The organism is Mesorhizobium sp. M1A.F.Ca.IN.020.06.1.1 (assembly GCF_004023265.1).
Lineage (GTDB): Bacteria > Pseudomonadota > Alphaproteobacteria > Rhizobiales > Rhizobiaceae > Mesorhizobium.
This window is the reverse complement of sequence record NZ_RZSR01000732.1, coordinates 1-3,085: the sequence shown is the minus strand read 5'-3', so window position 1 is coordinate 3,085 and position 3,085 is coordinate 1. Positions and strand designations below refer to the sequence as shown.

The 3,085-nt window shown below is 64.2% G+C and carries 3 protein-coding genes; all 3 read right to left on the bottom strand.

What is annotated here, in order from left to right:
* Positions 1-55: 55 nt before the first annotated feature.
* Complete coding sequence (locus tag EOA60_RS25955; protein ID WP_095802303.1) at positions 56-832, bottom strand: ATP-binding cassette domain-containing protein; 777 nt, start codon at positions 830-832, stop codon at positions 56-58.
* Entirely contained in the window at positions 829-1,821 is a 993-nt protein-coding gene (locus EOA60_RS25950; RefSeq protein WP_095824983.1) for an ABC transporter permease, read from the bottom strand. The genes EOA60_RS25955 and EOA60_RS25950 overlap by 4 nt, the downstream gene beginning before the upstream one ends.
* Positions 1,822-1,933: 112 nt before the next feature.
* Positions 1,934-2,923, bottom strand: a complete 990-nt coding sequence (locus EOA60_RS25945; protein ID WP_245322399.1) for a substrate-binding domain-containing protein — start codon at positions 2,921-2,923, stop codon at positions 1,934-1,936.
* Positions 2,924-3,085: the final 162 nt, after the last annotated feature.

Genomic DNA, 3,085 nt, shown 5'->3' with positions numbered 1-3,085 from the left:
GGCCAGATCCCAGACCGGGGCGATGGCGAAAGTGTGCAGTCCGAAAACATTCATATCAGCCTCGTTGCTCGTGCGCCGCCGCGGCGGCCGTGTCGCCGCCGCCGACGATGCGGCTGACGACTTCGTTCATGTTGGTTTTGGCGGTGACGAGATCGGCATCCGCCCTGCCGTGGCGCAGCACGACGATGCGATCGGTGACCGACAGCACGTCGTTCAGCCGGTGCGAAATCAAAATGACGGCGATGCCTTCAGACTTCAGCCGCCGGATGAGATCGAGCACGCTCTGCACCTCGCGCACGGCGAGCGCCGCCGTCGGCTCGTCCATGATGACGAGCTTCGGGCTGAAGGTGAGCGCCCGCGCAATCGCCACCGTCTGCTGCTGGCCGCCGGAGAAGGAGCCGACGGAACGACTGATCGACGGCAAGTGCGCCCCGAGCCGCTCGATCATCCGCGCCGCCTGCCGATCCATCTCGGTCTTGTCGACAAAGCCGGGGAAGAGGCCGAGCAGCCTTTTCGTCGGCTCGCGGCCAAGGAAGATGTTGGAGGCCACGTCCTGCTGCTTGGCCAAGGACAGATCCTGGTAGATCATCTCGATGCCGAGCCGGCGCCGCTGGCCGGGGTCGAGGGCGAGGATGTCCTTGCCGTCGAACTCGATCGAGCCGGTGTCGGCGCGGTAGATGCCGGTGATGGTCTTCATCAGCGTCGACTTGCCGGCGCCGTTGTCGCCGACCAGCCCGACCACCTCGCCGGCTGCGACCGACAGGTCGACGCCATGCAGCACGTCGACCGCCCCGAAGCTTTTGCGGATCTTGTGGAGCGAAAGCAGGGTCATACGCGCGACTCCTTCCGCACCTGATATTGGTCGATGAAGACCGCTAGGATCAGCACCGCGCCGATCGCCATTTGCTGGTAGTAGGACTGCACGGCAAGCAATGTCAGCCCGTTCTGCAGCACGCCCATGATCAGCGCGCCGATCATGGTGCCGAGGATCGAGGCGCGGCCGCCGAACAGGTTGGTGCCGCCGATGATCGCCGCGGTGATCGCGGTGAGTTCGTAGTTGATGCCGGCGGTCGGGTCGCCCGCATTGACGCGGGCGGTGAACAAGAGACCCGCAAGCCCGGCGAGCGCGCCGGAGAGCGTGTAGATGATGCGGCGATGCTGCTCGACGCGGATGCCGGCGGCGCGCGCCGCGCCCTCGCTGTCGCCAAGCGCCAAAGTGTGTCGGCCGAAGCGCGTATAGGCAAGCACCGTATGCGCGACGATCGCCGTCAGCACGAAGATGATGACCGGCATCGGAATGCCGAGCGGCCTCCCTTGCCCGATATAGACGATCTCCGGCGGCAGGCCGTAGATCGCCCTGCCCTGCGAGATGACGAGCGCCAGCCCGCGCGCAAGGCCCAGCATGCCGAGCGTGACGATGAAGGCGGGCACGAAGGCGCGGGTGACCAGTTGGCCGTTGATGTAGCCGGCGATACTTGCGGCCAGAATGCAGGCGATCACCGCGAACACCGACGGCCAGCCGAGATTAACGGCGACGAAGGCTCCCGCCACGCCGGCGAGCCCCATGACCGATCCCAGCGACAGATCGAGCCCACCGGAACCGATGACGAAGGTCGCGGCGATCGCCAGCACGCCGATCGTCGATGTCGCGAGCAGGATGTTGAGGAAATTGCTGAGCGACAGGAAGAAAGGCGACAAAAGCGCCATCGCCGCGCTCAGCAGCACAAGCACCAGCAGCGACTCCAGCCTGATGTGGAGCCTCTCGACGGATGCGCGCTGCACCCGAGCCCAAAACCCGGGCTGCGCCGTTTCGGAAGCCATGGTTTTCACCCTTCTGGGTAGGGGACTAGGGGAATAGGGAAGTGAGTCTAGGAAGTGCAAACCTTCCTCTTCCTACTCCCCTACGGACCTACTCCCCTAGTCCCTTCTCTTGCTACTTCACGTATTGCAGCATCGGCTCCTTGCCGGCGTCGAGCACGTCCTTGGTCAGCACCAGGGTGGGCACCGCGATGCTTTCCTCGACCTTCTCGCCGGCCAGCGCCTTCTTGACGTTCTCGACCGCCTGCTTGCCGACGAGATAGGGAAGCTGGGCGACGGAAGCGTTCAGGCGGCCTTCCTTGATCGACTTCACGGCGTCGACATTGCCGTCCACGCCGATGATCGTCACCTGCTCGCCTTTGCCGGCGGCGTAGACCGATTCCACGGCGCCCAACGCCATGCCGTCGTTGGCGCAGAAGATGGCAACCAGATCGGGATGCGCCGTCAGTGTGTCGGTGGCGATCGAGGCGGCCTTGCCGCGATCCCAATCGCCCGGCAGCGAGGCGACCACCTCGAGCCCCGGCGCCAGTTCCTTGAGCTTGTCGGCAAAGCCCTTGGCGCGCTTCTCGCCGGTGATGTTGCCTGAGAGACCCTCGATCACCAGCACCGGACCCTTGGCGTCCTTGCCAAGCTTGGAGACGAGATATTCGGCCCCTTGCGCACCCGCGGCGACGTTGTCGGAACCGATATGGAAGGTGACCTTGACGCCTTCCTTGTCGAGAACCGCCTGGTCAAGATTGTTGTCGAGATCGACGATCTTGATGCCGGCATCCTGCGCCGATTTCAGGCAGGGCAAGAGGTTGGTCGAGTTGATGGCGGCGGTGATCATCGCCACCGGCTTGCGCTCGAGCATCGTGTTGCAGAGGTTGAGCTGCGGCTCGGCCGCCTGGTCGCTTTCGGCCGCCTGCTGGAAGTATTTCACGCCGGCCTCCTTGGCGCCGTCGGCGACGCCCTGCGCCATCGCGCCCCAGAACGGATTGGCCAAGGTCTTCATCAGCACGCCATATTCGCCGTCCTCGGCCTTAGCAGCGCCGACCGCGGCAAACGTAAGCGCTACGCCCAACGCGAGAGTAAATCGATTTATCTTTGTGGAAAGCGATGTCATTCCATCCTCCGTTTGTTGTTTTGCGCCGGATGCCTCGGCCAGGGCCGGCACTCTTCTTCCGTTTTCGACAATGGGGGTTATTGTCGATCTCCTCCCCCGGAATGCGGGACGCTGCCTGGCGAGCCAACGGATTCCCGCATGAACACCTTGCAAGGTTCGAGC

What these genes read in the sequence shown, in the direction of transcription:
- EOA60_RS25955 (WP_095802303.1), bottom strand. Translation starts at nt 832, where the DNA reads ATGACCCTGCTTTCGCTCCACAAGATCCGCAAAAGCTTCGGGGCGGTC.
- EOA60_RS25945 (WP_245322399.1), bottom strand. Translation starts at nt 2,923, where the DNA reads ATGACATCGCTTTCCACAAAGATAAATCGATTTACTCTCGCGTTGGGC.
- EOA60_RS25950 (WP_095824983.1), bottom strand. Translation starts at nt 1,821, where the DNA reads ATGGCTTCCGAAACGGCGCAGCCCGGGTTTTGGGCTCGGGTGCAGCGC.